Annotated in this window: 27 protein-coding genes; 17 read left to right on the plus strand and 10 right to left on the minus strand. The window is 71.8% G+C overall.

The features are described 5' to 3' along the window. The first annotated feature begins 51 nt into the window (after positions 1-51). Entirely contained in the window at positions 52-924 is an 873-nt protein-coding gene (locus V5P93_RS04850; RefSeq protein WP_181043308.1) for a CHAD domain-containing protein, read from the plus strand. Between the two features lie 293 nt (positions 925-1,217). Then, on the plus strand, positions 1,218-2,054 hold the full coding sequence (locus V5P93_RS04855) for a LysR family transcriptional regulator (protein ID WP_104476933.1): 837 nt from the start codon (positions 1,218-1,220) through the stop codon (positions 2,052-2,054). A gap of 52 nt (positions 2,055-2,106) precedes the next feature. On the opposite strand, the gene V5P93_RS04860 is transcribed toward V5P93_RS04855, so the two are convergent. Further along, on the minus strand, positions 2,107-2,403 hold the full coding sequence (locus V5P93_RS04860; protein WP_104476931.1) for a hypothetical protein: 297 nt from the start codon (positions 2,401-2,403) through the stop codon (positions 2,107-2,109). A gap of 204 nt (positions 2,404-2,607) precedes the next feature. Then, a complete protein-coding gene (locus V5P93_RS04865) occupies positions 2,608-3,279 on the minus strand; it encodes a 1-acyl-sn-glycerol-3-phosphate acyltransferase (RefSeq protein ID WP_104476929.1) in 672 nt (223 codons plus the stop codon). Positions 3,280-3,356: 77 nt separating this feature from the next. Here V5P93_RS04865 and folP point away from each other — a divergent pair, with 77 nt between their 5' ends. Next, positions 3,357-4,244, plus strand: a complete 888-nt coding sequence (folP, locus tag V5P93_RS04870) for a dihydropteroate synthase (RefSeq protein ID WP_219823911.1) — start codon at positions 3,357-3,359, stop codon at positions 4,242-4,244. Further along, a complete protein-coding gene (locus V5P93_RS04875; RefSeq protein ID WP_104476926.1) occupies positions 4,241-5,143 on the plus strand; it encodes a glucosyl-3-phosphoglycerate synthase in 903 nt (300 codons plus the stop codon). Before folP ends, V5P93_RS04875 begins: the two co-directional genes overlap by 4 nt. A 386-nt stretch (positions 5,144-5,529) precedes the next feature. On the opposite strand, the gene V5P93_RS04880 is transcribed toward V5P93_RS04875, so the two are convergent. Beyond that, complete coding sequence (locus V5P93_RS04880) at positions 5,530-6,006, minus strand: GNAT family N-acetyltransferase (protein ID WP_104476924.1); 477 nt, start codon at positions 6,004-6,006, stop codon at positions 5,530-5,532. A gap of 94 nt (positions 6,007-6,100) precedes the next feature. Here V5P93_RS04880 and V5P93_RS04885 point away from each other — a divergent pair, with 94 nt between their 5' ends. From V5P93_RS04885 to V5P93_RS04895, 3 genes are read left to right on the plus strand one after another with little or no spacing between them, the layout of a single operon-like run. Next, complete coding sequence (locus V5P93_RS04885) at positions 6,101-6,412, plus strand: DivIVA domain-containing protein (RefSeq protein ID WP_104476922.1); 312 nt, start codon at positions 6,101-6,103, stop codon at positions 6,410-6,412. Then, positions 6,409-6,852, plus strand: a complete 444-nt coding sequence (locus V5P93_RS04890) for an SRPBCC family protein (protein WP_104476921.1) — start codon at positions 6,409-6,411, stop codon at positions 6,850-6,852. Before V5P93_RS04885 ends, V5P93_RS04890 begins: the two co-directional genes overlap by 4 nt. Continuing rightward, positions 6,849-7,397 (plus strand): DNA-3-methyladenine glycosylase I, encoded by a 549-nt coding sequence (locus tag V5P93_RS04895; protein WP_104476919.1) that lies wholly within the window; start codon positions 6,849-6,851, stop codon positions 7,395-7,397. The genes V5P93_RS04890 and V5P93_RS04895 overlap by 4 nt, the downstream gene beginning before the upstream one ends. Before the next feature lie 396 nt (positions 7,398-7,793). On the opposite strand, the gene V5P93_RS04900 is transcribed toward V5P93_RS04895, so the two are convergent. Together V5P93_RS04900 and V5P93_RS04905 are read right to left on the minus strand one after the other, a co-directional pair. Then, positions 7,794-8,582 carry an enoyl-CoA hydratase-related protein gene (locus V5P93_RS04900; RefSeq protein WP_104476916.1) on the minus strand — a complete coding sequence of 263 codons (789 nt, stop codon included), beginning with the start codon at positions 8,580-8,582 and terminating at the stop codon, positions 7,794-7,796. Positions 8,583-8,601: 19 nt separating this feature from the next. After that, positions 8,602-9,402 (minus strand): PaaX family transcriptional regulator C-terminal domain-containing protein, encoded by an 801-nt coding sequence (locus V5P93_RS04905; protein ID WP_104476914.1) that lies wholly within the window; start codon positions 9,400-9,402, stop codon positions 8,602-8,604. Between the two features lie 190 nt (positions 9,403-9,592). Between V5P93_RS04905 and V5P93_RS04910 the strand changes: the two genes are divergently transcribed. The 4 genes from V5P93_RS04910 (at position 9,593) to V5P93_RS04925 (ending at position 12,413) form a co-directional block, all read left to right on the plus strand. Beyond that, positions 9,593-9,760, plus strand: a complete 168-nt coding sequence (locus V5P93_RS04910; RefSeq protein WP_018684035.1) for a DUF3117 domain-containing protein — start codon at positions 9,593-9,595, stop codon at positions 9,758-9,760. Between the two features lie 40 nt (positions 9,761-9,800). Further along, positions 9,801-11,306: a leucyl aminopeptidase gene (locus tag V5P93_RS04915; RefSeq protein WP_104476912.1), complete on the plus strand. Its 1,506-nt coding sequence runs from the start codon at positions 9,801-9,803 to the stop codon at positions 11,304-11,306. After that, positions 11,284-12,000: a nucleotidyltransferase domain-containing protein gene (locus V5P93_RS04920; protein ID WP_104476910.1), complete on the plus strand. Its 717-nt coding sequence runs from the start codon at positions 11,284-11,286 to the stop codon at positions 11,998-12,000. The genes V5P93_RS04915 and V5P93_RS04920 overlap by 23 nt, the downstream gene beginning before the upstream one ends. A 218-nt stretch (positions 12,001-12,218) precedes the next feature. Continuing rightward, positions 12,219-12,413 carry a hypothetical protein gene (locus V5P93_RS04925; RefSeq protein ID WP_146107917.1) on the plus strand — a complete coding sequence of 65 codons (195 nt, stop codon included), beginning with the start codon at positions 12,219-12,221 and terminating at the stop codon, positions 12,411-12,413. Here the strand turns inward: V5P93_RS04925 and V5P93_RS04930 are convergent. Next, on the minus strand, positions 12,403-12,876 hold the full coding sequence (locus V5P93_RS04930) for a GtrA family protein (protein ID WP_374065387.1): 474 nt from the start codon (positions 12,874-12,876) through the stop codon (positions 12,403-12,405). The genes V5P93_RS04925 and V5P93_RS04930 overlap by 11 nt on opposite strands. An 81-nt stretch (positions 12,877-12,957) precedes the next feature. Then, positions 12,958-14,112 (minus strand): glycogen synthase, encoded by a 1,155-nt coding sequence (glgA, locus tag V5P93_RS04935; RefSeq protein WP_104477747.1) that lies wholly within the window; start codon positions 14,110-14,112, stop codon positions 12,958-12,960. Between the two features lie 120 nt (positions 14,113-14,232). On the opposite strand from glgA, the gene glgC reads away from it, so the two are divergent. Next, positions 14,233-15,459 (plus strand): glucose-1-phosphate adenylyltransferase, encoded by a 1,227-nt coding sequence (gene glgC / locus V5P93_RS04940; RefSeq protein WP_219823910.1) that lies wholly within the window; start codon positions 14,233-14,235, stop codon positions 15,457-15,459. 137 nt (positions 15,460-15,596) lie between these two features. Here glgC and V5P93_RS04945 read toward each other — a convergent pair whose 3' ends face one another. Both V5P93_RS04945 and V5P93_RS04950 read right to left on the minus strand, forming a co-directional pair. Then, on the minus strand, positions 15,597-16,106 hold the full coding sequence (locus V5P93_RS04945) for a hypothetical protein (RefSeq protein WP_245931029.1): 510 nt from the start codon (positions 16,104-16,106) through the stop codon (positions 15,597-15,599). Between the two features lie 46 nt (positions 16,107-16,152). Next, positions 16,153-16,800: an O-methyltransferase gene (locus tag V5P93_RS04950; protein ID WP_104476902.1), complete on the minus strand. Its 648-nt coding sequence runs from the start codon at positions 16,798-16,800 to the stop codon at positions 16,153-16,155. A 248-nt stretch (positions 16,801-17,048) separates the two neighbouring features. Between V5P93_RS04950 and sigE the strand changes: the two genes are divergently transcribed. Next, the gene (gene sigE, locus V5P93_RS04955; protein ID WP_104477745.1) at positions 17,049-17,624 is read left to right on the plus strand and encodes an RNA polymerase sigma factor SigE; all 576 of its coding nucleotides are present in this window, start codon (positions 17,049-17,051) and stop codon (positions 17,622-17,624) included. A gap of 31 nt (positions 17,625-17,655) precedes the next feature. Continuing rightward, positions 17,656-18,261, plus strand: a complete 606-nt coding sequence (locus V5P93_RS04960) for an anti-sigma factor (protein ID WP_104476900.1) — start codon at positions 17,656-17,658, stop codon at positions 18,259-18,261. Between the two features lie 109 nt (positions 18,262-18,370). Here V5P93_RS04960 and V5P93_RS04965 read toward each other — a convergent pair whose 3' ends face one another. Beyond that, on the minus strand, positions 18,371-19,708 hold the full coding sequence (locus V5P93_RS04965; protein ID WP_146107916.1) for a hypothetical protein: 1,338 nt from the start codon (positions 19,706-19,708) through the stop codon (positions 18,371-18,373). Between the two features lie 178 nt (positions 19,709-19,886). Here V5P93_RS04965 and V5P93_RS04970 point away from each other — a divergent pair, with 178 nt between their 5' ends. From V5P93_RS04970 to tatB, 3 genes are all read left to right on the plus strand, one after another. Continuing rightward, complete coding sequence (locus V5P93_RS04970) at positions 19,887-20,390, plus strand: hypothetical protein (protein ID WP_104476895.1); 504 nt, start codon at positions 19,887-19,889, stop codon at positions 20,388-20,390. Between the two features lie 98 nt (positions 20,391-20,488). After that, positions 20,489-22,015, plus strand: coding sequence for a S1C family serine protease (locus V5P93_RS04975; protein ID WP_104477743.1), 1,527 nt, complete (start codon positions 20,489-20,491; stop codon positions 22,013-22,015). Positions 22,016-22,058: 43 nt separating this feature from the next. Next, positions 22,059-22,466 carry a Sec-independent protein translocase protein TatB gene (gene tatB, locus V5P93_RS04980; RefSeq protein WP_104476893.1) on the plus strand — a complete coding sequence of 136 codons (408 nt, stop codon included), beginning with the start codon at positions 22,059-22,061 and terminating at the stop codon, positions 22,464-22,466. Positions 22,467-22,612: the final 146 nt, after the last annotated feature.

Raw genomic sequence — 22,612 nt, forward strand, 5'->3', positions numbered from 1 at the left:
CCGTTCGCTGGGTGAACACTGGTTGAACAGGCGATCACTAGGATGACCGTCGTGACCGACCTCGGCGGCCAGATCCGCACCCGACTCGGCGAGCAACTGGCCGAGCTGACCACCCGCACCGACGGCGCGCGCAAGGGCACCGACCCGGAGCACGTCCACCAGATGCGGGTGGCGGTCCGCCGCGCGCGGGCGGCGCTGAAGGCGGGGATGCCCCTGCCGGAGCTGGACGCCGAACTCAAGTGGCTCGGCTCGTCCCTCGGCGCCGTCCGCGACCTGGACGTGCAACTGGACAACCTGCGCGCCCAGGCCGTCGGCTTCGACGCCGACGAACTGCGCGCCGTCGAGACCCTCCTGCACAGCCTCGTCACCGAACGCGGCGCGGCCCGCCGGAAGATGCTGAACGCGTTGCGCGGCAAGCGCTACACCCGCCTGCTGAAGTCCCTGGCCGAGGCGTCGAAGTCCGGGAAAGTGGTGGAGACCCCGGAGGAGGAGGAACCCCCACCCCTGATTTCGGTGATCCGCAAACCCCACCGCAAACTGATGCGCGCCGCAGAGGCCCTGGGCGAAGACCCCCCGGACGACGACCTGCACGAACTCCGCATCCACGGCAAGCGCCTCCGCTACGCGGCCGAAATGGCCGAACCGGCCGCCCGCAAGAAGATCCGCGCACTGGTCAAGGCGACCAAGGACTTCCAGGACATCCTCGGTGACCACCAGGACGCGGTGATCGCGGAGGAAACCATCCGCCGCCTCCTGTCGGACTTGGGCGATGGCGTCCCGGTGGATGTCGTCTTCGTGGCAGGCCGACTGGTCGAACGGGAGCGCGCCAAGAAGTCCACCTGCCGCGCCCACTGGCGCTCCGCCCTGGCCGATGTCGACACCCTCGCCCTGACCGTCCTGGGCACCGACTCCCCAGCCGAGTGAACTTCGGCCGCTCCTGGCCGCTTTTCGCGCATTTTTCCAGGTCGGCGTTATCCACATGCCCCAGACCTGTCCACAGATCCGTCGCCTCCCGCCGACAGCCCTGCTCCCCAACTAGAGTGGAGCAGGGCTGTCCCCCCAGGGAAGGGTGGGGGCTGTGCTTGGGCGGGGCGGGGTTTGAAAAGGAAAGGCAGCGGGTCGGCCTGAGGTGTTCGGGTGGCTGCTGGTGAACTCGTTTCCTTTGCTCGCACCGGTCAACAGCGCGACCGTCTGTGCACGCTGGATACGATGCTGCGGTGGAGACGCGGGAGTTGCGGTACTTCGTCGCCGTCGCGGAGGAACTGCACTTCGGGCGGGCGGCGCAGCGGCTCACCATGGCGCAACCGCCGTTGTCGCGGGCGATCCAGCAACTCGAACGGCGGCTCGGTGTGGTCCTGTTGCACCGCACCGCCCGCGCGGTCGCCCTGACCGAGGCCGGGTCGGTGCTCCTGTGGGAGGCCCGGGCCGCGCTCGACGCGGTTGAGGCCGCCGAGCGCCGCACCCGCCGCGCGGCTGCCGAAAAGCCCGGTGTGGTGCTGGCGACGAAAGCCGGGGCTTCCCGCGAACTGCTGTCGAAGCTGCTGGACGCCTACGCCGCGGAGCCCGGCGCGGTGGCTGTCGAGGTGGTGCTGTGCGGGCCCGGCGAGCAGGAAAGGCTGCTGCGCGACGGGCGTGCCGACGTCGCCCTGCTCCAGCGGCCCTTCGACACGACGGCCGGGCTCGACACCGAGGACCTGTGCACCGAACGGCAGGTCGTGGTCCTGCCAGCGGGGCATCCCTTGGCTGGTCGACCTCACCTGTCGATAGCCGAGGTCGCCACCCTGACAGACCTGCCCCTGCCGCGTTGGCCTCGACGTGACGGGAGCTATCCGGACGGACCCGGCCCGCAGGTGCGCGACCACACCCAACTGTTCCAGCTGATCGCACTCGGCCGGGCTTGCGCGATCGTTCCCGAGTCCCTCAAAGCCCACCTGCGTGACCACGCGACGGTGCCGGTGCCGGACGCACCGGCCGTCACGACCGTTATCGCCTGGCCACCGCACAGCCGGTCCAAAGCCGTCGCCGACCTCGTCCGCACCGCGACACGTCTCTAGTCAACGGTCGGGTAATCGGTGCCAGCGATAACCGGTTGAGCTTTCGCCGGTATTAGCAGGGGCGCGAATAGGCCGGGTCCGCCGTCACCCAGACGGTGGCGCCGGTGCCCAGGTTGATGCGGAATCGGTAGCTGCCCTCGATGCCCGATTCCTGGAATGTGTCACCCGCGTGGTAGGCGCCCACATTCGCGCCGCCCGACGGCGCGTTCCACAGGGTCAGGGACTGGGCGAGCACGTAGCGGCACGACAAGACGTGGACATCCGCCGAGGCGGGCGCTTCCGCCACCAGCGCCAGGCTTCCGGAGAGTGCCGCGATCGCCAGCGCGGAGGTCACGGCGCGAAACTTCACGATAGGCATTGTTTAACTCTTCCCCTTGTTGGTTTGAGTTTCCCGTAGCCCGTACGACGTTAGGCAAGGCGTGTGCGACTCGCACTCCGCTGAAAGGGTGGTCGTGGCTGTTCGTGGAGTTAACCCGGATGAAACAGGACAGAGTGACCCAAATGGGCAACCACTGGATTCTAGTGATTTCCCTAAATAAATCGAGCGAGAAAGTCAGGCGGCTTCGCCGGGGCGCTTGTGGTACGAGTCGACGTATTCCTGGCCGCTCAGCTCCAGGATCGCGTACATGATCTCGTCCGTCACCGCCCGGCGGATGGGGAGCGAGTTGGCCAGCCCGTCGTACCGGCTGAAGTCCAGGGGGTCACCGAAGCGGATCGTGATGCGGTGGGGCTTGGGGAACTTCGCCCCCGCCGGCTGCACCTTGTCCGTCCCGATCACCGCCACCGGCACCACCAGCGCGTTGTGCTCCAACGCCAGCTGCGCCACACCCGTCCGCCCCCGGTGCAGCTTCCCGTCCAGCGACCGCGTGCCCTCCGGGTGGATGGCGAACGCGTCGCCGTCCTCCAGGACCTTGCCCGCCACGTCCAACGACGCCAGCGCCGCGCGGCTGTTGTCCCGGTCGACGGGAATCGCCCCCGTCGCCCGGAAGAAGGTCCGCACCAGCGCCTTGCGCGGGGAGCCGCCCGCGAAGTACTCGGCCTTGGCCAGGAACGCGACCTTGCGGGACACCATCATCGGCACGACGAAGCTGTCGATCACCGCCAGGTGGTTGATCGCCAGGATGACCGGTCCGGTGGCGGGCACCCGCTCGGCGCCCTCGACCTTGGGGCGCAGGTAGAGCCTGGCCAGGAACGAGAGCACGGCGCGCAGCGTGCGGTACAACATCGAGGAGGCCTCCTAGGTCCTCACCACTGTAGCCACGGCGCTACCCGGCTACCGCGCGGCAGAGACGCCGCTCACGCATGGCACCATCGGGACCCGTGACCACACTCAGGTTCGGTGTACGCGACGTGCCGCAGGACCGGGCGCTGGTGATGGCGATCGTCAACCGGACCAGGGACTCCTTCTACGACCGCGGCACCACCTTCGACGAGGCGCCCGCGCTGGCCGCCGTCGACCGGGCGGTGGCCGAGGGCGCCGACATCGTCGACATCGGCGGGGTGCGGGCCGGGTCGCACGGCGAGACCGTGGACGCCGCCGAGGAGGCGCGGCGGGTGGTGCCGTTCGTCGCCGCCGTCCGCGAGCGCCACCCCCACCTGGTGATCAGCGTCGACACCTGGCGGCACGAGGTCGGGCGCGCGGTGTGCGCCGAGGGCGCCGACCTGATCAACGACACGTGGGCGGGCGCCGACCCGCGGCTGGCCGAGGTGGCCGCCGAGTTCGGCGTCGGCATCGTCTGCTCGCACACCGGCGGCGCCGCGCCGCGCACCGACCCGCACCGGGTCCGCTACACCGACGTCGTCGGCCAGGTCGTCGCCGAGCTGGTCGCCCGCGCCGAGCGGATGGTCGAGCTGGGCGTGCCGCGCGAGGGCGTGCTGATCGACCCGACGCACGACTTCGGCAAGAACACCTGGCACGGCCTGGAACTGCTGCGCAGGCTCGACGAGCTGGTCGCGACCGGTTGGCCGGTGCTGATCGCGCTGTCCAACAAGGACTTCGTCGGCGAGACCCTGGACGCCGGGCTCGACGGCCGGGTCGACGGGACGCTCGCCGCGACGGCGGTCTCGGCGTGGGCGGGGGCGAAGGTGTTCCGCGCGCACGAGGTCGGCCGCACCCGGCAGGTGGTGGACATGGTGGCGAGCATCGCGGGCACCCGCCCGCCCGCGCGGGTGCTGCGGGCGCTGGTGTGACCGCGCTGGACCGCAGCACCTGGCAGAGTCCGGAGTGGACGGTCTCGCAACTGGTGCTGGCCAAGGGCACCCGCCGGGTGAGCGTGGTGCTGCCCGCCCTCGACGAGGAGCGCACGGTCGGCGCGGTCGTCGCCTCGGTCCGGCCGCTGGTGGGGACGCTGGTCGACGAGCTGGTGGTGGTCGACTCCGGGTCCACCGACCGCACCGTCGACCTGGCCGCCGCCGCGGGCGCCCGGGTCGTGCACCGCGACGACGTGCTGCCCGACATCCCGCCGCGCCCCGGCAAGGGCGAGGTCCTCTGGCGTTCACTCGCCGCGACCACCGGCGACCTGGTCGTGTTCCTCGACTCCGACCTGGTGGACCCCGACCCGACCTTCGTGCCGTCACTGCTCGGACCACTGCTGACCGTGAGCGGCGTGCACCTGGTCAAGGGCTTCTACCGCCGCCCGCTGCGCCTGGAGTCCGAGGAGATCGGCACCGGCGGCGGCCGGGTCACCGAACTGCTGGCCCGCCCGGTCATCTCGGCGCTGCGCCCCGAACTCTCCGGCGTCATCCAACCCCTGGGCGGTGAGTACGCGGGCACCCGCGAGTTCCTCACGTCGGTGCCCTTCGCCCCCGGCTACGGGGTGGAGATCGGCCTGCTCCTCGACGCCCACTCCCGCTACGGCCTGGCCGGGTTGGCGCAGGTCAACCTGGGTGTGCGCAAGCACCGCAACCGCTCGCTGCTGCAACTGGGCGTGATGGCGAGGCAGATCCTCGGCACCGCCCTGGACCGCTGCGGCATCCCCACCCCGCCGGGCGAACTGACCCAGTTCATCCAGGTGGGCGGCGAGTGGCTGCCGGACCGCACCGAGATCCTGACCGAGGACCGTCCCCCGATGTCGGTGGTCCAGCGCTGATCCCGCTCCTGACCGCGCTCTTTGAGCTTGCCTGCTGGGTCGCCATCCACATGCGCCCGAGTTGTCCACAGGACGGCGTCAACCGCTTCAAACCGCAGGTCAGACCTCGATAGAATTGAAATTAGGGGTTCCCCTATTGCGGAGGACCCCTCGCGGGCGCTGCGACAGGGGCGAGCCTGCCCGGCAGCCCGGCAGCCCGGCAGCCCGGCAGCCCGACGGTGAGGCAGTGCAGCGGTGCGGTGGTCCGGCAGCGCGACGGTCCGGCAGTCCGGCAGTCCGGCAGCCCGGCAGCGCGGTGGTGCGGCAGTGCAGCGGTCCGGCTGTGCGCGGACGCGGGGCGGGCGTGTCCCTCGACGCCGGGACGCGCGTTGGCGCGGGAACGCGGTCTAGAGCACCTTCGTCAGCTCGTACTCAGTCAGCGACGGGTCGTTCGGGTACGCCATCTCCGCACCCGTCTTGGCGAACCCCAGCCGCACGTAGAACGCCATGGCCCTCTCGTTGTTCTCCACGACCCACGCGTTGATCCGGGACGCGCCGTCCGCCCGCGCCCACTCGATCAGCGCCGTGATGAGCGTGGTCGACAGGTCCGTGCCCCGGTGGTCCGGGTGGGTCCACACCGAGATCAGGTCCGCCACGTCGCCCGGGATGCCCGCCGCGAGCCCCACCGGTCGGCCGTCGGGGTCGTAGGCCAGGAAGACCGCGTGCTTGTCCGGCCAGTCCTGCCAGTGCGCGTCTGGTCGGTCGACCTCGCGGGCCAGGTTCGAGGCGAACGCGTACGGCGCCTCGGTGAGCGCCGCCAGCCGGACATCGCGCAGGTCGGCCCAGTCTTCGCGAGCGGCCCGTCGGACCGTGGTTGCGCCCATGCCGGTGAATTCTGGTCAACCCGCCGCCACCGGCAACCGTTTTTCCCCACCGCGGGCGGTGCGCCGACCGGGTGGGGCATGACACCATCTGCCGGTGACCACCGTGCTCATCTACCTCGTCGTCATGGTGCTCGTGGCGGCCGTGGTGTTCCTGCTGGCGTCGCTGGTGTTCGGCCGGGGCGAGGACCTGCCCGCCCTGCCGCCCGGCGCGTCGCCGACCCGGCTCCCGTCGGCGGACGTCACCGGTGACGACGTGCGGAAGGTCCGCTTCCAGCTGGTGCTGCGCGGCTACCGGATGACCGAGGTCGACTGGGTGCTGCGCCAGGTCGGCGGCGAACTCGACCGGCTGCGCGCCCGGGTCGCCGAGCTGGAGGGCGAGCGGACCCCGGTGGACGAACCGCGGTGATCCACGTCGTGGAGCAGGTCGACGTGGCCGCCGCAGCCGCGGTGACCTGGGCGGCGGTGACCGACTGGGCGAGCCAGGGCGAGTGGATGCTCGGCACGTCGGTGCGGGTGACGGGCGGCGACGGCCAGGCCGTCGGCTCGACCCTCGCCGCGTTCACCGGTGTCGGACCCCTGGGGTTCACTGACCACATGCAGATCACCGCGTGGGAGCCGCCGCACCGCTGCGTGGTGCGGCACACCGGCCGGGTTGTGCGCGGCACGGGCGTGTTCGAGGTCGTCGACCGGGGCGCCGCCGCGTCCACCTTCGTCTGGCGCGAAACCCTGCGTCCGCCGCTGGGCAGGCTCGGTGACCTCGGCTGGCTGGTGCTCGGCCCGGCGTTCCGGCTCGGCCTGCGCGAGTCGTTGCGCCGCCTCGCCGCGCGCGCGGAGGCCCTCGCGTGACCGACCGCCCCCGCTGCGCCTGGGGCGACAGCACCCCCGAGTACATCCGCTACCACGACGAGGAGTGGGGCGTTCCGCTGCACGGGCAGAACGAACTGTTCGAACGCGTCAGCCTCGAGGCGTTCCAGTCCGGACTGTCCTGGATCACCATCCTCCGCAAGCGCGAGTCGTTCCGGTCGGCGTTCGCGGGCTTCATCCCCGAGAAGATCGCGTTGTTCGACGACCAAGACGTCGAACGCCTGATGGCCGACGCGGGCATCGTCCGCAACCGCGCCAAGATCAACGCCACCATCCGCAACGCCCGCGCGGTGGCCGAACTGGACCGCCCGCTGGACGAACTCCTGTGGACGTTCGCCCCCGCCGACCCCACCCCCCGCCCGCGGACGATGGCCGACGTCCCCGCCGTGACCCCCGAGTCCAAGGCCATGGCCAAAGAACTCAAACGCCGCGGCTTCGCCTTCGTCGGCCCCACGACCTGCTACGCCCTGATGCAGGCCACGGGCATGGTCGACGACCACATCGCCACCTGCTGGCGCGCCGCCTGACCCGAGCGCGCGCCGCCCTCGCCGCACTGGCCACGGCACACCCCCGCCGCGCCCCTGGGGGTGCGGTTCGCGTGTCCACGGGGCACAAGACGCGCTGGCCCGCTCGGCCGCTTCCAGCACCTCCGGCCTAGGTGGATGCCGCGCGGGCTGGTCTGGTCACACCTCCGGCCCCCGGTGTCCATTCTACCGGCGGGCACCGACGGTTCCCGGCGAAGATGATCAAGCCTGTGGATAACCCGGTCCTGGTCGACCTATCCACATACCAGCACACTGTCCACAGGTTCCTCGAACCGCTTCCGAAGCCCTGAACTGCGGCGATAGGGTCGAATCAAGGGCCTGCCCCCGGGCGGGTGGGGTCCGTTCGCCGGGCGGCCGGGGGTGATCTTGAATAGCGGGTCAGCGGCCCGTGAAGTTCGGGGTGCGCTTGGCGACGAAGGCCTCCACGCCCTCCCGGTGGTCCGCCGACGCGCCCGCCTCGCCCTGCGTCCGCCCCTCGACGGCCAAACCATCCGCCAAGGGGCCGCCCGCGCTCGCGAGCAGGGCTTCCTTGATCTTGGCGTACGCCGTCGTCGGTCCCGCCGCCATCCGGGTCGCCAGCGCGAGGGCCGCGGGGAGGACTTCCGCCGCCGGGACGACCTGGTTGACCATCCCGATCCGCAGCGCCTCCGCCGCGTCGACCGGCTTGCCCAGCAGCATCATCTCCATCGCCCGCCCGTACCCGATCAGCCTCGGCAGGGTCCAGGACGCACCCGAGTCGGCCGTCAGGCCCACGCCCGCGAAGGCCATCAGGAACCGGGCCGAGTCGGCGGCGACGCGGAGGTCGCATGCGTACGCGAAGGACGCGCCCGCGCCCGCCGCCATGCCGTTGACCGCGGCGATGACCGGCTTCGGCAGGGTTGTGATGGCCGTCACGATCGGGTTGTAGTGCTCCTCGACGGTCCGCAGCGGGGCCGGGTCGTCGGCGCGCAGCAGGGCGATGTGCTCCTTGAGGTCCTGGCCCGCGCAGAACGCCTTGCCCGCGCCGGTGAGCACCACGGCCCGCACACCCTCGTCCGCCGCGGCCTCGACCAGGGCCGTGAGCAGGGCTTCCTTGAGCTCCACGGTCAAGGAGTTGAACGCGTCCGGGCGGTTGAGGGTCAGCGTGCGCACCCCGTCGCCGTCGGACACCGCCAGTACCTGCGCCACGCGTTCCTCCTCAACCGGGTCAAGCCGTCGACTTGTGCTTACCACCTCGGTTGAGGCAGTCGTCGAGGAACTCGCCGACGGCCGGGGCCAGGCGGGCGGTTTGCTCGTCGAAGAACCGGGCCGCGCGGTCGCCCGGCCAGGCCGCGGGCAGCAGCTCGGGGGGCAGGCCCGGGTCGTGGAACAGGAAGCCGCGCCAGGCGTGCAGCAGGCGCTGGGCCGCGGCGAACGACTCGGCGGGGTCGCGGTCGTCCACAGCGGACAGCAGCGGCGCCCAGGTGTCGACGAACTCCCGGTACTGCTCACCCAAACCGGTGAGATCCCACGCCCGCGCCGCCAGGTCCGCGTCGGCGCCGTCGTGCGGGCCGTGGAAGGTCCGCGCGGCCACCTCCTCGGCCGCCAACACCTCCGCCAGCTCGGCCGACGGGCGCGGCGCCACCCAGGTCGCCGGGCCGAGCGGGCCGTAGCCGAGCAGCCGCAACGACGACGCCAGCCGGTCGCGCGTACCCCGGCTGGGTAGTTCCTCCAGCACCACGACGTGCCACCGGTGATCCCAAGTGGACCGCGCGGTGCGGTAGATGCGGGCCGCCGCCTCGTCCAGCCTGCGCTCGGCGCGGGCGGTCAGCGCGTACCCGGGACCCTCGGCCAGCCGCACCGGGGCCAACCAGCCCTGCCGGACCATTCTGGACACCGCGGTCCGGATCGCCGGTGCGCCGAAGCCCAGCGGCTCCAGCAGCTTCACCAGGGCGGCGATGCTGGCCGAGCCGCCCCGTCCACGCAGGTGGCCACCGAAGACGTCGAAGAGGGCGGAACGGGCGCGCACGACCGGTCAGTCTGTCAGGCCCCCGGGTCCCGGCGCCACCCGCCGACGGGGCGGGCGCCCGCATCGCGGCCGGTCACCGACACGCGATGATCGGTTCCGATTTCACCGCCGGGAGCCGGATAGGGGAGAATGTCCCAGACCCGGTCGGTTCGCCGCCCGGGTGGGCAGGCTATGACGGAGGGAGCACGCTATGGCGGCCATGAAGCCCCGGACCGGTGACGGTCCCCTCGAGGTGACCAAGGAGGGCCGGGGCATCGTGATGCGCGTCCCGCTGGAGGGTGGTGGGCGGCTGGTGGTCGAGATGACACCGGAGGAGGCCAGCAACCTCGGCGACGCGCTCAAGTCCGCCGCGGGCTGAGCAGGCCCGCCCAGAAGAACCACGCCGCTCGGAGGAACACTTGTCCACGCCGGTGCCGACCCTGCCGACGACGCTGCCCGACGTGGACGTGCCCGCCAGGGCCCGCGCGGGCGCGGCGTCCATCGTGCTGACCCGCACGTCGGACGGCGCCGGACCGGCGCTCATCGGTCCCGGCGGCGACGACCTCACTCCCGACTGGGTCGACGCCGTCGGGCTCACCGGCAAGGCGGGCGAGGTGCTACCCGGCCCGCTCGGCTCGGCCACCGCCTGGGTCGTCGGCATCGGCGCGGGCAAGCCCGAGCACTGGCGCACCGCGGGCGCGGCACTCGCTCGCGCGATCGACGCCGGTCTGGCCGCCGACCCGGAGGCGTCCGCGACCGCGGCCGTCCACCTGCCCGACGACACCACCGCCGACGAAGCCGCCCTGCTCGCCCGCGGCCTGCGGCTGGGCGGCTACCGCTACCGGGTGACCGAGGAGGAGCCCGAGCCGCGCCTGCGCTCCGCCGCGCTCGTGGTGTCCGATAAGGACCGTCGCGACCGGATCGCGGCGGCGGTGCGCCGGTCGAGCACCCTGGACCTGGCCACGGCGTTCGCCCGCGACCTGGCCAACACCCCGTCCAACGTCAAGGACCCGGCCTGGCTGGCCCGCACGGCGGCCAAGGCGGCCGGGCGGATCGCGGGCCTGGACACCCACGTCCGCGACGAGCGGTGGCTGGCCGACCACGGGTTCGGCGGCCTGCTCGCGGTCGGCGGCGGCTCCTCCCGACCCCCGCGGCTGCTGCACCTGTCGTGGTCACCGCCGGACGCCGAGGGACCGCACATCGCCCTCGTCGGCAAGGGCATCACCTTCGACACCGGCGGCATCTCGATCAAGCCCAACGAGGGCATGCACCTCATGCGCACCGACATGGCCGGTGGGGCCGCGGTTATCGCCGCCACCCTGGCCATCGCGCGGTTGGCGCTACCGGTCCGCGTGACGGCGTTGGTGCCGTGCGCGGAGAACCACGTGTCCGGCTCCGCCTACCGCCCGGGCGACATCGTGCGCCACTACGGCGGTAGAACAACCGAGGTCCTCAACACCGACGCGGAAGGCCGCATGGTCCTCGCGGACGGTCTGGTCTACGCGCGTGACCTGGGCGCGGACATCCTGGTGGACGCGGCGACGCTGACCGGCGCCATGAAGGTCTCGCTCGGCGTCCGCATCGGCGGCCTCTTCGCCAACGACGACGAGGTGGCGTCCCGGTTGGCCGACGCGGGCGCCTCCGTCGGCGAGTCCTGGTGGCGGATGCCGCTGCTGGACCAGTACGCGGCCGAGGTGGCCAGCGACATCGCGGACGTGCGGCAGTGCCCGCCCGGCCCGGGAGCGATCACGGCCGCGCTGTTCCTGCGGGAGTTCGTCGGCGACCTGCCGTGGGCCCACCTGGACATCGCAGGCCCGGCCCGCGCCGACCGCACGTACGACGACGTCGTACCAGGGGCCTCAGGCTTCGCCGCCCGCACCTTGGTCGAATACGTTGCCTCTTATGTGGCTGGACCCCGTAGTTGACCGTTTGGCAGACCTGCCGGGCGTAGTGGCGGTATCCCTGGGCGGCTCCCGCGCGAGGGGCACCCACGGGCCGGACAGCGACTGGGATCTGGGCGTCTACTACCGCTCCGGTTTCGACCCGGCCCACCTCCGCGCGGTCGGCTGGGAGGGAGAGGTCTCCGACCTCGGCGCCTGGGGCGGCGGCGTGTTCAACGGCGGTGCCTGGCTGCGGATCGACGGCGTGCCCGTGGACGTCCACTACCGGGACCTGGCGGTGGTGGAGCACGAGGTGGCGGAGGCGTCGCGGGGGAGGTTCCACTGGGAGCCCCTGATGTTCCACCTGGCGGGTATCCCCAGCTACCTGGTCGTGGCCGAACTGGCGCTCAACCGGCCGCTGCGCGGCACCCTCCCGCGGATCGACTACCCGGAGCCCCTCCGCGAGTCCGCACCGCCCTTCTGGCGCGGTAGAGCCCGGGCGACCCTGGACTACGCCCGCCGAGGGGGCGTCACCGAGGCGGCGGGTGCCCTGGCCGTCGCCGCCATGTGTACCGCCCACGCGATTCTCGCGTCCCGGGGCGAGTGGGTGACGAACGAGAAGAAATTGCTTGCGCGAGCGGGTTTGCAAGACGTGGATGCACTGATCGAAGGTCTTCGACATGACACCGTGGGCGATTCTCTCGAAGCTGGCAATTCGCTGTTCGACCGGCTGGCGTGACCGGTCCGGCAAATGGTCAGCTCAGGCCGCTGCGGCTGCTGAATTCATCGGGTTCAAGCTGATTTCGCGATCGGGTGACGGTGTGGGGTCGTGTCACCCTGACAGGGGGTAGCCCTTTCGCGTGCGCTCCGGTGGTCGTAGGCTTCGGCTGGTCACGCGACCAACGGCGCGTCGTGTTGCTGCGCTGAAATCGACGAAAAAGTCAGAGGATATCCTTGTTGCTGCATTTCGACAGTCTTGCTGTTTTGGTGGTGGGGGCCGTAGTTATCGCCGTTCTGGTGCTCATCGGATTCACCGTGCACCGACTCGCCAATAGCGACACGAAACGAATCCCCGGGACTATCATCGCGATAGTTGCCGTGCTGAGCGCTGTTCCGCCGATCGTTTTCGCTTTCCAGGGGTTCAGCCCGTGAGTTCGCCCTGCCGCAGGACCACGGCGTGGTCGGCGTCCTCGTCGGTGGCGAAGACGCGGTCCAGGAAGGCGTACTTGGCCACGAACACCGGCAGGCCGCTGAGCACGTACGTCACGTTCAGGACCAGGGTGCGGGCCGCGCGGTCGGCCAGCAGCGGCGCCACCAGCCAATCCGCCAGCGTCGTCAGCAGCACCGACACCAGGCCGCCCAGCACCGTCACCACGATGTAGCCCACGACCTGCCTGGTCAGCCTCGGCAGCCCCCGCTGCCCCCACGCCCACCAGCGGATCATCACGAAGTGCGGGACCGCCCCCACCGCGAACGCCACCGCGCTCGCCGCGGTCGCGCCCATCCCACCCCAGCCGTACAGGGCGAAGAGCACCAACTGGCTGATGCCGGTCGCCACCAACGACGCCACCGAGTAGCGCGTGAAGCGAATCCGAACACCGTTACGCCGAGGCACATCCCCACCGTATGCGCTGGTCGCTGACCGTTCTCTCAGGCATGTCCCACGTCACGATTCCCCCTTTGTGCGTTCCCCAGGTCACCCCAACACCGACCGGTAGACCTCGACCGTCCGCTCGGCCACCGACGACCACGAGAACTCCCGCTCCGCCCGCGCCCGACCCGCCGCGCCCATCGCCGCCGCCCGCGCCGGGTCGGCCAGCAGGGCGTTCACCGCGTCCGCCAAGCCCGCGCGGAACGGCTCCGCGTCCGACTCGTCGTAGTGCACCAGCAGGCCCGTCTCGCCGTCGGCGACGACCTCCGGTATTCCCCCCACGTCCGACGCCACGACCGCGGTCCCGCAGGCCATGGCCTCCAGGTTCACGATACCCAACGGCTCGTACACCGACGGGCAAACGAACACGGTCGCGTGACTCAGCAACTGCCGCACCTCGTGCTGCGGCAGCATCCGCTGGATCCAGAACACGCCCTCCCGCGCCGCCGACAGCTCCGCGACCGCGGCCCGCGTCTCCTCCGCGATCTCCGGGGTGTCCGGCGCGCCCGCGCACAGCACGACCTGCGCGCCCGGGTCGATCCGGTGCGCCGCGGCGACCAGGTGGCCGACGCCCTTCTGCCGGGTGATGCGGCCGACGAACACCACCGTCGGGCGGTCGGGGTCGATCCCGTGCGCGCGCAGCGCGTCGACCTCGGCGACCGGGCGGTAGGCGGTGGAGTCGATGCCGTTGCGCACCACGTGCACGCGCGCCGGGTCGAGGTCGGGGTAGCAGTCGAGCACGTCGGCGCGCATGCCGTCGCTGACCGCGATGACCGCGTCCGCCGCCAGGTACGCGGTGCGTTCGACCCAAGAGGACAGTCGGTACCCGCCGCCGAGCTGCTCGGCCTTCCACGGCCTGCGGGGTTCCAGCGAGTGCGCCGTGATCACGTGCGGGATCCCGTGCAGCAGACCGGACAGGTGACCGGCGTGGTTGGCGTACCACGTGTGGGAGTGCGCCAGGTCCACGTCGCCGGTCGCCGCGGTGATCGAGAGGTCGGCGGAGAGCGTGCGCAGCGCGGCGTTCGCGTGCTCCAAGCCGGGCGCCGAGTTGTGCGCGGTCGCGTCCTCGCGCGGCCCGCCGAAGCAGTGCACGTCCACGTCGACCAGCTCGCGCAGGCGCGGCACCAGGTATCCGACGTGCACCCCCGCCCCTCCGTAGACCTCGGGCGGGTACTCGCGGGTCAGCAGTCCGATGCGCACGGTGCCCACGGTAGTCGCCGCGCGCCAGTCGTAACGCGCTGCGGCCGTCGGGTGAACGGACGGGCAACGAGCGCCCACACGGAGTAGCACGTCTGGCAGGACCACCACGCGGACGGTTAGATGAGGACTGTGAAGGGGAAGCCGCGCGTACTCGGGATCGTGTTGGCGGGTGGCGAGGGAAAACGCCTCTGGCCCCTGACCGCCGACCGCGCCAAACCGGCCGTCCCCTTCGCGGGCAACTACCGGCTGGTCGACTTCGTGCTGTCCAACCTGGTCAACGCGGGCTTCCACAAGCTGTGCGTGCTGACGCAGTACAAGTCGCACTCGCTCGACCGGCACATCTCCACGACCTGGCGGCTGTCGAACGTGCTCGGCCAGTACGTGACCCCGGTCCCCGCGCAGCAGCGGTTAGGTCCGCGTTGGTACACCGGATCGGCCGACGCCATCTACCAATCCCTGAACCTGGTCTACGACGAGCGCCCCGACCACATCGCGGTCTTCGGCGCCGACCACGTGTACCGGATGGACCCCAGCCAGATGCTGGAGCAGCACGTCGACTCCGGCGCGGGCGTGACCGTCGCCGGGATCCGCGTCCCGCGCCGCGAGGCCACCGCCTTCGGCTGCATCGACTCCGACGCCTCCGGCCGCATCACCCGGTTCCTCGAGAAGCCGGACGACCCGCCGTCGGTGCCCGACGACCCGGACGTCACCTTCGCGTCGATGGGCAACTACATCTTCTCCACCACCGCCCTGCTCGACGCACTGCGCGCCGACGCCGCCGACCGCGACTCCCTGCACGACATGGGCGGCGACATCATCCCTATGCTGGTCGACCAGGGCACGGCACACGTCTACGACTTCGCGGACAACCTCGTACCCGGCGAAACCGAACGGGACCGCGGCTACTGGCGCGACGTGGGAACCCTGGACGCGTACTACGACGCGCACATGGACCTGGTCTCCGTGCACCCGGTGTTCAACCTGTACAACCAGGAATGGCCCATCCGCACGGCGATGCCCCCGCTGCCCCCGGCGAAGTTCGTCAACTCGGGCACGGCCACGGAGTCGATCGTCGGCCCCGGCTCGATCATCTCCGGCGCCACGGTCACCGACTCGGTGATCAGCGCCGACGTGGTGATCGAGACGGGCGCGGTGGTCGAGGGGAGCGTCCTGCTGCCGGGCGCGCGCGTGGGCAAGGGCGCGGTGGTCCGCCGCGCGATCCTGGACAAGAACGTCATCGTCGACGACGGCGTCCGGATCGGCGTGGACCTGGCGGCGGACCGGGAGCAGTACACGGTGAGCACCAGCGGGATCGTCGTCCTCGGCAAGGGCACCCGCGCTTCATAGCCCGGCCATCACCCGAGCCTCCGACCCCGCCACCCGCCCACCCCTTGGCCTCACGCGACCGTGCGCCGCTGTCGCCTGCCCGGGCGACCCGCCCACACTCTCCGCCTGTGTGGACAACTCATCCACATGCCCGCATCTCATCCACAGCTCTCAGACACCTCTTCCACCCCGCCGACCTGCGGCGATAGTCTCGAAGAGGGGGATCCCCCGGGTGGGAGGGCCTCCGCGTGGGGGCGGTCGAGGTGATCTTGAAGGTGGTTGTGCGGGTGGGCGACCACGACGACCTGCTCCGTGTCCTCGTAGATGACCCGGCCCGGGTCCGCCGATTCCAGCCGCACCCAGCCGACCCCGTGCGCGTCGAGGATCGAGAGGTAGCCCGTGACCCGTTCGACCAGGTGCGCGGCCGAAGACTCGAACCACGCGGTCGCGCCGGGGTGGAGGTCCTGGTCGTAGACCGTCGGGTCGACGGTGCTGGGGTTGGTGAAGTTCGCCTCGAACCAGTCGTTGTTGGCGCGGCGGAACGCTTCCTGCTCCGCCGTCAACCTGCCTTCCCGCGCGAGGCCGTTGACCAGGCCGAACACGCCGGGAAACCGGCCACGCGGGGTACCGACCGCGGCCTGGAACCGCACATAACGGAGATCATCCACCGGTCGATCCTGGCAGCGCCGACCGTCGGGCCCGCCCGCGGGACCGTCAGGTGGTGACCTTGGCGGCCAGCAGGAGCCCCTCGTCGAGGGGGAGCAGCAGCGGGACCAGCCGGTCGTCCTGCTGGATGGTCCGGACCACCTCGCGCAGGGCCAGGGTCTCCGCGTCGCGCTTGGTGGGGTTGGCGACGTTGCCCTGCCACAGCACGTTGTAGAACGCCAGCACCCCGCCCGGGCGCAGCAGGCGGACGCCGTGCTCGTGGTAGGTCGGGTACTCGGTCTTGGTCGCGTCCACGAAGAGCAGGTCGTAGCCGCCGTCGCTCAGCCTGGGCAGCACGTCGCCCGCGCGGCCCATGATCAACCGGGTGCGGCCGGGGGCGATGCCCGCCTGGCGGAACGTGCGCTTGGCCGCGGCTTGGGCCTCGGGCTCCACGTCGATCGAGGTCAGCACACCGTCGGCGGCCATGCCGCGGAGCAGGTACAGGCCGCTGACCCCGACTCCCGTACCGATCTCCACCACGGCCTTCGCGCGCTGCGCGGCGGCCAGGAAACGCAGGGCGGCACCGCAGCCGGGACTCACCGGGGCGCAGCCCAGCTGCTGGCCGAGGGTGCGCGCGGCGACGAGCACGTCGTCCTCGTCGAGGAAGCCCTCGACGTAGTCGCGCAGGTCCGCGCCCGCGGTTGGTTCTCCGCCCACGGGAACGCAGATTAGCGGCGGACGTGGCCAAAACGGGTGAACCTGACCGGAAGGTCACCCCGCACGTTTTCTCAGCCTCATCTCAGCCGCCTCTCACCGTCACCATAAGGGCGCACCCCATCTTGGTAACCAACAGGGGAGAAGCAGGGAGATCGGGGACCACGGTGAGGTTGGGGAACACAGCGGGCCAGTCGCACGTTGAGCCGGTGAGTGGGCAGGACAGCCAGCAGGAGGTGCGGATCCCCACGATGCAGACCGCCGCCGAGGTCAAGCCCGTCGAACTGGACGCGGCCGAGTGGACCGTCCCGAGCTGGGACGAGGTCGTGCGCGAGCACGGCGACCGGGTCTACCGGTTGGCGTACCGCCTCTCCGGCAACGCGCACGACGCCGAGGACATCACCCAGGAGACCTTCATCCGGGTGTTCCGCTCGCTGGCGTCCTACAAGCCGGGCACCTTCGAGGGGTGGCTGCACCGGATCACCACCAACCTGTTCCTGGACATGGTCCGCCGCCGCTCGCGGCTGCGCATGGAGGGGCTGCCCGAGGACACCGACCGGATCGAGGGCGACGAGCCCAGCCCGGAAGAGGTCTACGAGGAGACCCACCTCGATCCCGACCTGCAGGCCTCGCTCGACGAACTGCCCCCGGAGTTCCGGGCCGCCGTGGTGCTCTGCGACGTCGAGGGACTGTCGTACGAGGAGATCGGCGCGACCCTCGGGGTCAAGCTCGGTACTGTGCGCAGCAGGATCCACCGGGGCCGCCAGGCCCTGCGCGCGTCGCTGGAGCGGCGCCGGGCGCTGGCCGCGCAGGAGGCATGGGCATGAGCACCGAGCACGTACCCGCGGAGGTCGTCTCATGACGTTCGAACGCGCCCTCGGGCTGGGTGAGCAGCACCTGCTGCCCGACGCCGTGGTCGCCTTCGTCGACGGCGAGCTGGGCCGCACCGCCAACGACCGGGTCGCCGCGCACGCGGTGAACTGCCCGTGGTGCGCGGGCGAGATCAGCGCCCAGCGCCAGGCGAGGGCTGCGGTCCGCGCCGCCGACACCCCGGCCATGCCCGCCGGGCTGCTGGCCTCGTTGCGGGCCATCCCGCAGGAGACCGAGCTGCCCGCCACCCCGGACGGCCTGGCCGTGACGGCCGACGGCCAACTGGTCGCGGTCCAGCGCCCCGACCGCGCCCCCGGCGCGTTCGGCACGAGCGCCCCCCTGGGCTCGTCGACCAAGCTGGGCGAGGGCCGCGTCGTCCTCGGCAGGCGCAACCGCCGGGCCGCGCAAGGTGCCGGTGTGGTCGTGTCCGGCCTGGTCCTCGGCGCCCTCGCCCTGGTCAACACGACCGGCGCGAGCCCGGAGAGCCCCCCGCAGCCGCAGCAACCCGGCGGCGTCCAACCCGTCGGCTTCCGCGCCCCGGCCCCCGGCCTGCTCACCTCGTCCCCGAGCTTCGGCACGGTGGCCGCGCGGTAACCCACAAGACCACTCTCCACACGTGAAGGCCACCAGCCCCCGAGGCGGTGGCCTTCATGCTGTCCGGACCACGCCCGCGGGCGAGGCGCGCCGCGGCCCACCGAGGTGATCACGCGCTCAGGTGCAGTGCGGTGGTCAGCAGCAGGCTGCCGCTGCCGGTCCAGGCGGTGAGCAGCTTGAGGACCCGGTAGGCGTCGTTGCGGTGGGTGGGGTCGGGTGCGGTGAGCGCGGTGTGGGTGGCGTGGGCCAGCAGTCCGGCGGCGAGGAGCAGGTAGCCGGTCACCAGCCAGAGGGCGGGCGGGCCGCTCGTCGGGGTGAGGGGCTGGGCCAGCGCGGCGATGGTGTGGCGAGCTGCGGTGATCACGGGTGGCTCCTGCGGTCGGGGTGCCCGGTGCGATGTACGCCCGGGTCGGTCGGCGCCCAGTGAAGGCGGCATGATCGGTTCCCCGCCAGTGCGCGCCGGACAACGTGGTGCCCGGGCTCGACGAACAGCGAGGTGGCAGCGGTGCCGCAGCCGAGGAGGAAGTCCGGCGGCCGGACCCCGACGGTCGACACCGAGGGGTTGCGCGCGCGGTTCGGTGAGGCCGGGGTGGAGCTGGTGGGACTGCTCTACCGGCTGCGCGAGGAGGCCGGGTTCACGGTCAAGGACGCCGCGGTGTGGTGGGCCGAGCGGGATCCGGCGCAGGCCCGCGCGCACAAGGTGCTGCGCGAGTCCGGGGAGATCGACCCGCGCCGGTTGTCCGAGCTGATGAAGATGCGGCACCCGTTGCCGCCGGACCTGGTGCTGGCGTTCCTGCGGCTGTGGGCGCGGGGCCGGACCGACCAGGCCGGGGTGCGCGCGGTCGCCGAGCGGATCACGCTGCTGGACACCCAGGTCCGCGCCCGGGTCAACGCCCCCGTGCCGACCCGGCCCGCGCGCCGGGCCGTCCCCGGGCCCGCGGTCCGCGCGCCGGGCTCGGGCGCGGAAGTGGCGCCGCACCTGGAGGTGATCGCCCGGTTGCGGGAGCAGGTGGAGCTGACCCAGCGCGAGGAGGACCGGTTCCGGCGGCTCGCGGTGGCGCTGGCGGTGATCATCCTGCGGCTCGACGAGCAGGCCCGGCTGCTGCCCGAGGTGCCTGGCGCGGTGCGCGCGCACGGCGTGGCGCTGGAGCACCGGGCACTGCTGGACGCGCAGCGCACCCGCGCGACCCGGCAACGCGGCCACGCACTCGACGAGGTCGAACGCGCCATGACCACCGCCGCCGCGCTGCACGCCCGGATCGGGCACCTCGCCGAGCGGTTGAGCGTCGAGGCGGACGGCTCCGGTGCCGACCTCGCCCCGGTCGAGCAGGCCCTGGTCCCGACCGCCGGTCCGGTCGAGCCGGTGCTGGCCGAGAACAGCCGCGTCCTGGACCACGTCGAGCGGCTCCTGCTCGACGGCGGCGGCACCCTCGACACCGCGATCCACGTCCTGGACACGACACCCCAGGCCGCGGTTGTCCAGGACTCCTACCCGATCCCGGACAACCCCCCTGACCCGGGAAGACCGGTTATCCGACCCGGACAACCAGGCGAGCGGTGCGGGTCCGGACAACGTCGGTGCCAGCGGGCCCCGGCGACCGCGATCGCTGCTCCGACTCGCCGCCGTGGGCCTGGTCCCCGCGGTCGGCCTGCCGCTGCTGCTGGCGTTCGTCCCCGACATGGACGTGCCCGCGCCGGTGGCGTTGGCGCCGGACAACTCGCTCGCCGCGCACGTCGAGACCCGTCCCGGGGACGCGTTCCCCTCCTACTCCTGGGTGCTGGACCCCGGGGGGCGCGGCCGGAACCTGTACCACGTGTCCGGCATCGACCCCGGCCTCACCGAGTTGGTCCTCATGGGCACCGTGCACGCCGACAACGGCGGCTGCCTCGACAGCGTTGTGGAGTGGGACATCACCGTCGTGGGCGAGGACCCCGACGCCGAGGACTCCGTCGCCGCCCATGGCACGATCACCAAACCCAGCAGCACCGTCCCCGTGAACGTCGAGGTCGTCGTGCCGCCCCAGGCCGCCATCGAGTTCCGCACCCGCCGCACCGACTCGCAGCAGTGCGCCATCGACCTCCACCTCGACCTCCCCCGCGTGGCCCGCCGCCCCTTCTACGGCTCATGATCACCCGGTGGGCGGGCAGGGCCATGTACCTGGACGAGTGAGCGAATCGGTGGGGTTCGCACGCGCACTTCACCGCTCATTTGGCAATGTTGATGGTGATGAACCAGAACATCGACCCCAGTCAGGCCACACCGCCGGTCGAGCAGTCGCCCACCGGGGTCGATCGGGTGGGGCCGCGGCCGTTGGAACGGCCCGCGGTGGATCCGACCGCCGCTGCGGCGTTCGGACGGCCCGCCGGGGTCGCGGGGGCGTTCTCGCCCGCGGCGGCCGGGCGGGCGGCGTTCGGCGAGCTGCCGTCCGCGCCGCCGACGCCGGAGGCACTGGTCAGCGCGTTCGGCAGGCCGCGCGGGGAGACGGCCGTGCTGCAGCGGCCCCCGGGCTCGCGCGCGCCCGACGGTGAGCAGGAAGACGCCCTGTGGTCGCCCGAGCCCGACCCGTGGCGCGACCCGGCGGCCGGTGCCGTCATCGGACCGCCCGCCGTCGACGAGCCCGAGGCCGAGAAGAAGGCCGAGGTCACCGGGGCGGGCACCCAGCTCAGCCTCACCGACGTGCTGTTCGGCAGGCGCGTCAAGCCCCTGGCCCTCGGCGTGCTGGGACTGGTCGCGCTGGTCATCGGCGCCGCGGGCGGCCTGGTCGGCTGGTTCCTCGCGCGCGGCGGCGACAGCCTGACCAGCGACGTCACCCTCGCCACGGTCGAACCGGCCAAGGAGCGCCCCGCCGGGTCGGTCGCCGACATCGCGCAGCGCGTGCGGCCCGCCGTCGTGTCCATCGAGGTCAAGATCCAGCAGGGCGGCGGTACCGGCTCCGGTGTGATGATCGACGCCGCGGGCTACATCGTCACCAACTGGCACGTGGTCACCCTCGAGGGCCGCGCCGACCAGTCCGCGAAGATCACCACGGTGTTCACCGACGGCAGGCGGGTCGACGCCAAGCTGGTCGGCACCGACGCCAAGACCGACCTCGCGGTGATCAAGGTGGACGTGCCGGACGCGACCGTGCTGCAGTTCGGCAACTCCGACGAGCTGCAGGTCGGCGACTCCGTGCTGGCCATCGGCTCACCGCTCGGCCTCACCGACACCGTCACGCAGGGCATCGTCAGCGCGCTGCACCGCCCGGTCGTGGCGGGCGGCGACAACGGCGAGGCCCCGATCACCTACGACGCCATCCAGACCGACGCCGCGGTCAACCAGGGCAACTCCGGTGGCCCGCTGGTCGACTCGACCGGCGCGCTGGTCGGCATCAACTCCGCCATCCGCAGCAGCGCGGGCAACACCGGCAGCGTCGGCCTCGGGTTCGCCATCCCGTCCAACGACGCCAAGCGGATCGCCGAGGCCATCATCCGCGACGGTCAGGTCAAGCACGCCGACCTCGGCGCCAACGTCAAGTCGGTGTCCGCGGAGACCGCCGAGGGCGCCCAGGTCGTCAACGTCACCGACAACGGCGCCGCGGCCAAGGCGGGCATCGTCGAGGGTGACGTCATCCGGAAGGTGGGGGACCGCCTCGTGCGCAACGCGGCCGAGCTGACCGTGGCGGTGCGCCAGCACCAGCCGGGGCAGTCGGTTCCCGTGGTGTTGGCCAGGCAGGGACGTGAGCTCACCATTCAGGTGACCCTGGGGTCGGATTGACCGGCTACTCTGATGGCAGAGGCGTAGTTCGGAGGTAGCGAGGGTGTTCGAAAGCGTCGGCTGGGCCGAGATCCTCGTGCTCGGCATCGCCGGATTGTTCATCCTGGGCCCGGAGCGGCTGCCTTCGGCGGCGGCCTGGCTCGGGCGCAGCATCCGCAAGGTGCGCGAGTTCGCGACCGGTGCGCGGGACCAGCTCAAGGGCGAACTGGGCAACGACTTCGACGAGCTGCGCAAACCGCTGCAGGACCTGCAGCAACTGCGCAACTTCGACCCGAAGCAGATAGTCGCCAAACAACTCTTCGGCGACGACACCAACGGCATCAAACCCAACGGGTTCGCCGCCGCGTCCCAGCCCCAGCCCCCGGTCCCGCCCGCCCCCCCGGCCGCCACGCCGGACCCCCCGAAACTCGCCCCCGGCGAACGCCCCCCGGTAGACCCGGACGCGACCTGATCTTCCGATGCCCGCCTCTCCCGGAGGCGGGCATCGCCTTATCCGGCAACTGGCAAAACCTACTCGCGTAGACACATCCAGCTCCGGCGTTGTTGGTGCTTCGCGCAGGTCCCATCCGGCCCGGAGGCCCCGCCGGTCGCTCGGTG

Origin of the sequence: Actinokineospora auranticolor (assembly GCF_041897805.1) — a bacterium.
Taxonomy (GTDB): Bacteria; Actinomycetota; Actinomycetes; order Mycobacteriales; family Pseudonocardiaceae; genus Actinokineospora; species Actinokineospora auranticolor.